Origin of the sequence: Salipiger mucosus DSM 16094, from assembly GCF_000442255.1 — a bacterium.
GTDB classification, from domain to species: Bacteria; Pseudomonadota; Alphaproteobacteria; order Rhodobacterales; family Rhodobacteraceae; genus Salipiger; species Salipiger mucosus.
On sequence record NZ_KE557282.1, the window covers coordinates 34,952 to 41,301 of the forward strand.

The window sequence follows — 6,350 nt, forward strand, 5'->3', positions numbered from 1 at the left end:
ACCCGGGCGGGTCCGGCCGGCGGGCATCAGATGATGCCCTCGTAGATGGGGCCCAGCGTGTCGGTCTCGAAGAGGGACGAGACGCTGGTGCCGTTCCAGATGTTGAGGATCGCCTGGGCGAACATCGGCGCGGTGGGCACCACGCGGATGTTGGGCGCGGCGCTGACCGCGTCGGTCGCGGCGATGCTGTCGGTCACCACGAGCGATTTCATGACCGAGTTGGTCACGCGCTCGACCGCGGGGCCCGAGAGGACGCCGTGGGTGATGTAGGCATGCACCTCGGTCGCCCCGTGCTCCATCAGAACCTCGGCGGCCTTGCAGAGCGTGCCGGCGGTGTCGCAGATGTCGTCGACGATGATGCACTTCTTGTCGCGGACGTCGCCGATGACGGTCATCTCGGCCACTTCGCCGGCCTTCTCGCGGCGCTTGTCCACGATCGAGAGCGGGGCGTTGATGCGCTTCGCCAGTTCGCGGGCGCGGGCCACGCCGCCCACGTCGGGCGAGACGACCATGACCTCGTCCGAGACGTTGTCGAAGTGCCGCAGGATGTCGAGCGCGAAGATCGGCGAGGCGTAGAGGTTGTCGACGGGGATGTCGAAGAAGCCCTGGATCTGGGCCGCGTGCAGGTCCATGGTCAGGACCCGCTCGATGCCGGCCTCGGCGATCATGTTGGCGACGAGCTTGGCGGTGATGGGCGTGCGCGCCTTGGTGCGGCGGTCCTGCCGGGCATAGCCGAAGTAGGGCATCACGGCGGTGACCCGCGAGGCCGAGGAGCGGCGCAGCGCGTCGGCCATGATGAGCAGTTCCATCAGGTTGTCGTTCGCGGGGCGCGAGGTGCTTTGCAGGATGAACATGTCCTCGCCGCGGACGTTCTCGTAGACCTCGACGAAGATTTCCTGGTCGTTGAACCGTTCGACGCGGGCGTCGACCAGCCCGACCGACATCCCGCGGTAGAGCGACATCCGTCGCGCGATGGCGTTGGCGAGAGGCAGGTTCGCGTTACCCGCGATGAGTTTGGGTTCGATGACGGTGGGCATGTGGCAGGGAGCTCCGGCAGCGGTCGGTGACAGAATCGTGACGTTGTGGGTCGCTTAGCACGCAGGTAGCGTGGGGCAAAGGTGACCAGACGACAGGAGTTCCCGGATGCCGCATATCGACTACTATTTCTCGATGCTCTCGCCCTTTGCCTATCTCGCGGGGCCACGTTTCGAGGAGATCGCGGCGACGCACGGGGCCGAGGTGGCCTACAAGCCCTTCGACATCATGACGCTTTTCCCGCGCACCGGGGGCGCGCCACTGTCCGAGCGGCATCCGTCGCGGGTGGAATACCGCAACCAGGACCTGCCGCGGCAGGCGCGCAAGGCGGGGTTCCCGCTGAACCTCAAGCCGGCGCACTGGCCGACGAACGCGGCGCCCGCCTCCTACGCCATCATCGCGGCGCAGAAGGCCGGCGGCGGCGATCTTGGCGGGCTGATCTACACGCTGCTGCGCGCCTCGTGGGCCGAGGAGAAGGACATCGCTGAGGACGCGGTGATCCGCGAGGCGCTGACCGCCAACGGCTTCGAGGCCGGGCTGGCGGACAGCGGTCTTCTTGTCGGCGCCGAGGAATACGGGCGCAACACGGAAGATGCGGTGATGTCGGGGGTCTTCGGCTCGCCGTTCTGGATCCTCGAGGGGGATCAGCGCTTCTGGGGGCAGGATCGGCTCGAGGATCTGGATCTCACGCTCGCGGGCAAGCTCTAGGGCCCGCGGCGGGAACGGGCGTCAGCCGCGGCGGGCGCCCGCCTTGGGCATGCGCGCGAGCGCGGGGGTGTCGGTGTCGGCCACGTCGCGGCCGGCGAACCAGATCGCGGCGCCGCTGAGGCCGAAGATTCCGGCGATACAGGTGAACATCAGGAGAAGAACAAGGATCGGGCTCACGGGATGGTCTCCGGGGCTTTATTGCTGCGTTGACACGTTCGTAACGCAGCTTTGTGCCAGCGTGTTCCGGATTTTGCGCGGATAATCGCCATGACCGCCGGGTGCGACCTTTCGGCACCAATCAGGCCTTGCGGCCCACCTTGGGCTCGGTGCCCGCGCGCAGCCGCACGATGTTGGTCCGGTGGCGCCAGAAGATCAGCAGCGTCATGGCGAGCGCGAGGGCGGTCATCTCGATCTGCCCGAAGAGCAGCATCCAGCCGGTTGAGAGCGTGGCCGCGACCAGCGCGCCGAGGCTCGAGATCCGCGACATGGCCACCGCCGCGAGCCAGGTGGCGCAGCACAGCAGGCCCACCGGCCAGAAGAGCGCCAGCATGATGCCGAGGAAGCTGGCCACGCCCTTGCCGCCGGTGAAACGCAGCCAGACCGGGTAGCAGTGGCCGATGAAGGCCGCGAGCGCCGCGACCTGCGCGGCGTCGTCGCCCGCGAGCCAGCGCGCCAGCAGCACCGCGACCGCGCCCTTGGCGCCGTCGAGCAGCAGCGTCAGCAGGGCCGCCAGCTTGTTGCCGGTGCGCAGCACGTTGGTCGCGCCGATGTTGCCCGAGCCGATGCCGCGCGGGTCCACGGCGCCCATGAGCCGGGTCAGCAGCAGCCCGAAGGGGATCGAGCCCAGCAGGTATCCCGCGAGGGCCCAGACCGCGAGCGTCGCGGGGGAAGATGTGAGCTCTGGCAGCATCAGGCGCTCCGGTAGACCGCGTTGCCGTTCACGAAGGTCGCGATCACCTTACCCTGAAGACGCGCGCCATCAAACGGCGTGTTCTTGGATTTCGACTGCAGCTTGAACCGGTCGAGAATCAGCGGCTTGTCCGCGTCGAAGAGCACGAGGTCCGCGGGCGCGCCGGCGGCGAGGCGGCCGCAGGCCAGGCCCAGCCGCTTGGCCGGGTTGAGCGAGAGCGCGCGGAAGAGCGTCGGCAGCTCGAGCTCGCCCGAGTGGTAGAGCCGCAGCAGCACCGGCAGCATGGTCTCGAGGCCCACGGCGCCGCTGGCGGCCTCCTCGAACGGCAGGCGCTTGCTTTCCTCGTCCTGCGGGGTGTGGAAGCTGCCGACGATGTCGATGAGCCCGCTGCGCACCGCCTCGACCGTGGCCTGCCGGTCGTCCTCGGACCGCAGCGGCGGCTTGACCTTGAAGAAGGTGCGGTAGTCGGCGACGTCCATCTCGTTCAGCGTGAGGTGGTGCATCGAGGTGCCCGCCGTCACGTCGAAGCCGTTCTTCTTGGCGCGCTCCAGCGCGGGCAGGGCGCGCGCGGTGGTGATCTGGTCGGCGTGGTAGCGCACGCCCGTCATCTCGACGAGCGCGATGTCGCGGTCGAGGCCCATGCGCTCGGCCATCGGCGAGACCGAGGGCAGGCCGCGCAGCGAGGCGAACTTGCCGCTGGTGGCGGCGCTCCCGCGCGACAGGCCCGGCTCCTGCGGGTGGGCCATGATGAGCGCGCCGAGCGAGCGGGCGTAGGTCATGGCGCGGCCCAGGACGCGGGTGTCCTGCACCACGCGGTCGCAGTCGGTGAAGGCCACGGCGCCGGCGTCGATCAGGAAGCCGATCTCGGTCATTTCCTGCCCGGCGCGTCCCTTGGTGAGCGCGGCCATGGGCAGGACGTTGACGGCGGCATCGTCCTCGGCCCGCTCGCGGATGAAGTTCAGCACCTCGGGGGTGTCGATGGTGGGCTCGGTGTCGGGGCGGGTGACGATGGTGGTCACGCCGCCGGCCGCGGCGGCGAGGCCGGCGGTCTTGTAGCTTTCCTTGTGCCGCTCGCCGGGCTCGCCGACCTTGACGCCGATGTCGACGATGCCGGGCGCGAGGAAGGCGCCGCGCGCGTCGATGGTCTCGTCCGCCGTGACGCCGTCGGGCGCGGGCGTGTCGAAGACCTGCGCGATGGCGCCGTCGCGGAGCAGCAGCGCGCCCTCGGCGACGGTGTCGGCCTCGGGGTCGATCAGGCGGGCATTGGTGACGAGCGTGGCGGTCACGGGGCATCTCCTGCCGGGCGGTGAGCCTCGATCCGGGCGACGGTGGCCGCCGGGTCGGGCTGGAACTTGATCAGGTGCTTGTCGCCGCCGCGCGTGACGATCTGCACAGCGGAGCCGATGCTGCGAAGCTTCGCGATATCCTCCAGCGCGACGTAGCGCAAGGCCGGGCCGTGCAGGCCCGCGTCGGTCAGCTCCCAGGTGTGCGCGAGTTCCTCGTCCATGAGGTACCAGCCGCGCACCGCCACGGCGGCGAGCCCGCCCACCGCGCCGGTCCAGACATGCGGCACACCGGCGAGCCAGAGGACCAGCATGGCGCCGGCCATGGCCAGCGCGGCCAGCGTGACGTGGCTGCGGACATAGGTGTCGCGGTCGGGGGCGAAGGTGGCGCGCGGGGTCGCGCCGGGGCCGGCGGCGGCGTCCGTCATCCGGCCAGCCAGACCGCGACGGCCGCGACGCCGAGGACGACGAGCGCGATGGCGATGACGATGACGCGCAGCAGCGGGCTGCGCGGCGGACGGACGGTTGGGGCGCCGCCGGTGCCGGACTGTACGCGGGCAGCGGCGCTTTGCGGCGCGGGGCCGCGCGCGCGGGCCTGTTCCTCGCCGAAGGAGCCGATCCAGCGCAGCGGCGCGGCGATGGTCAGCTCCTGGCCGGTGTGGTCGAAGGCCTGGCTGGGCAGCACGACGACGTGGCCCGAGAGCGCGTCGATGCGCGGGCGCATGGCGCGGAAATCCTCGCCCGTGACCTCGTAGGCCTGCGCGAGGTAGCTCGAGAGCGGCATCTCGCCGAGGTCGGCGATCCGGACCACGTCGACGAAGGCGGGGCGCAGGCGGGTCGCGCCAAGCGCGTATTGCAGTGGCCATTCGCCGGTGCCCGCCTGCTCGGTGAAGCGGGCGACCGCCTCGGCCGGCAGGTCGAGGTGGAAGAGCCGGACGACGCCGGACTCGGAGCCGTTGATCTGCATTCGGGTCATGCGCGGCCTGCCGGGCGGGCAAGCCCGGCCCCCACCCCGGCCCTCCCCCCGGCGGGGGGGAGGAGCAGGCTGCGCCGCGTCTCGGGCCCTGCGTCTCCGCTCATGCCATGAGTTCCGTCGGCCGCGCCCGCAGGTTGCGCGCCAGCAGGTCCATGGCGGCCATGCGCACGGCGACGCCCATCTCGACCTGTTCCTGGATGACGCTGCGGTTGATGTCGTCGGCGATGGTACCGTCGATCTCGACCCCGCGGTTCATCGGGCCGGGGTGCATCACGATGGCATCGGGTTTCGCGTGGGCGAGTTTCTCGGCGTCGAGCCCGAAGCGGTGGTAATACTCGCGCTCCGAGGGGATGAAGCCGCCGTCCATGCGCTCGCGCTGGAGACGGAGCATCATCACCACGTCGGCGTCCTTGAGGCCCTCGGCCATGTCCTCGTGCACCTCGGCGCCGAAGTCGGCGATGCCCGCGGGCATCAGCGTCGAGGGGCCGACGAGGCGGATGCGGTTCTCCATCTTGTGCAGCAGCAGGATGTTCGAGCGCGCCACGCGGGAGTGGGCGATGTCGCCGCAGATCGCGATGTTGAGCCGGTGCAGCCGTCCCTTGGCGCGGCGGATGGTCAGCGCGTCGAGCAGCGCCTGCGTGGGATGCTCGTGCCGCCCGTCGCCGGCGTTGATGACCGCGCAGTTGACCTTCTGCGCCAGCAGGTCGACCGCGCCGGAATGCGGGTGGCGCACGACCAGCAGGTCGGGATGCATGGCGTTCAGCGTGAGCGCGGTGTCGATCAGCGTCTCGCCTTTCTTGATCGAGCTGGCCTGCATCGCCATGTTCATCACGTCCGCGCCGAGGCGCTGGCCGGCGATCTCGAAGCTGGCCTGCGTGCGGGTGGAGTTCTCGAAGAACATGTTGATCTGCGTGAGGCCCGCAAGCGCGTTGGCGTGCTTTTCGCGGCGCCGCGAGAGGGTCACGTATTGCTCGGCAAGGTCGAGCAGCGTGGTGATCTCGTCGGGGCGCAGGGATTCGATCCCCAGAAGGTGGCGCTGGTCGAAACGCATGGCTCGTCCTTGATCGGTGTCGCCGCGCTTATAGGAAGCGGGCGGGCGCGGAACAAGGGCTTGCCGCGGCGGCTGCGGGATGGTGCGCATTCGCGCGATCCGGGGGATTTCCGCCGGGCGCGGCAGGGAGTAGTCTGCGCGGCATGGATTCGGCACTGGACTGGCACTGGGCGCGCGCTGCGCTGGACTGGCAGATCGAGCTGGGCGCCGACGAGGCGATCGGCGAGATGCCGGTCGACCGCTTTGCCGCCGAGGCGCAGGCCGCCCGCGCCGCGCCGCAGCCGGCGCCCGCGGCCGTGGCGCAGGGGCCCGGTCCGGCAGCCCCGGTTGAAAGCGGCCCCGATCCGGTCGAGCAGGCGCGCGCCATGGCGGGCGCGGCGGACTCGC

General features: G+C 70.4%; 8 protein-coding genes and 1 pseudogene. 2 read left to right on the plus strand and 7 right to left on the minus strand.

Translation table 11 applies throughout. The features are described from left to right. Positions 1–26 precede the first annotated feature (26 nt). On the minus strand, positions 27–1,037 hold the full coding sequence (locus tag SALMUC_RS21620) for a ribose-phosphate pyrophosphokinase (RefSeq protein WP_020043003.1): 1,011 nt from the start codon (positions 1,035–1,037) through the stop codon (positions 27–29). Between the two features lie 106 nt (positions 1,038–1,143). Here SALMUC_RS21620 and SALMUC_RS21625 point away from each other — a divergent pair, with 106 nt between their 5' ends. Continuing rightward, positions 1,144–1,743: a 2-hydroxychromene-2-carboxylate isomerase gene (locus tag SALMUC_RS21625; RefSeq protein WP_020043004.1), complete on the plus strand. Its 600-nt coding sequence runs from the start codon at positions 1,144–1,146 to the stop codon at positions 1,741–1,743. Positions 1,744–1,764: 21 nt separating this feature from the next. On the opposite strand, the gene SALMUC_RS30635 is transcribed toward SALMUC_RS21625, so the two are convergent. The 6 genes from SALMUC_RS30635 to SALMUC_RS21650 all read right to left on the minus strand — a co-directional run bounded on the left by SALMUC_RS30635 (position 1,765) and on the right by SALMUC_RS21650 (position 5,963). After that, positions 1,765–1,920: a hypothetical protein gene (locus SALMUC_RS30635; RefSeq protein ID WP_020043005.1), complete on the minus strand. Its 156-nt coding sequence runs from the start codon at positions 1,918–1,920 to the stop codon at positions 1,765–1,767. A gap of 121 nt (positions 1,921–2,041) precedes the next feature. Next, the gene (gene plsY, locus SALMUC_RS21630; protein ID WP_020043006.1) at positions 2,042–2,653 is read right to left on the minus strand and encodes a glycerol-3-phosphate 1-O-acyltransferase PlsY; all 612 of its coding nucleotides are present in this window, start codon (positions 2,651–2,653) and stop codon (positions 2,042–2,044) included. Then, on the minus strand, positions 2,653–3,939 hold the full coding sequence (gene pyrC, locus SALMUC_RS21635) for a dihydroorotase (RefSeq protein ID WP_020043007.1): 1,287 nt from the start codon (positions 3,937–3,939) through the stop codon (positions 2,653–2,655). The genes plsY and pyrC overlap by 1 nt, the downstream gene beginning before the upstream one ends. Next, complete coding sequence (locus SALMUC_RS21640; RefSeq protein WP_020043008.1) at positions 3,936–4,364, minus strand: hypothetical protein; 429 nt, start codon at positions 4,362–4,364, stop codon at positions 3,936–3,938. The genes pyrC and SALMUC_RS21640 overlap by 4 nt, the downstream gene beginning before the upstream one ends. Beyond that, on the minus strand, positions 4,361–4,912 hold the full coding sequence (locus tag SALMUC_RS21645) for a hypothetical protein (protein ID WP_037372651.1): 552 nt from the start codon (positions 4,910–4,912) through the stop codon (positions 4,361–4,363). Before SALMUC_RS21645 ends, SALMUC_RS21640 begins: the two co-directional genes overlap by 4 nt. 100 nt (positions 4,913–5,012) lie before the next feature. Further along, complete coding sequence (locus tag SALMUC_RS21650) at positions 5,013–5,963, minus strand: aspartate carbamoyltransferase catalytic subunit (RefSeq protein WP_020043010.1); 951 nt, start codon at positions 5,961–5,963, stop codon at positions 5,013–5,015. A gap of 143 nt (positions 5,964–6,106) precedes the next feature. On the opposite strand from SALMUC_RS21650, the pseudogene SALMUC_RS30640 reads away from it, so the two are divergent. After that, positions 6,107–6,350 (plus strand): annotated as a pseudogene (locus SALMUC_RS30640) (uracil-DNA glycosylase); the annotation flags it as partial.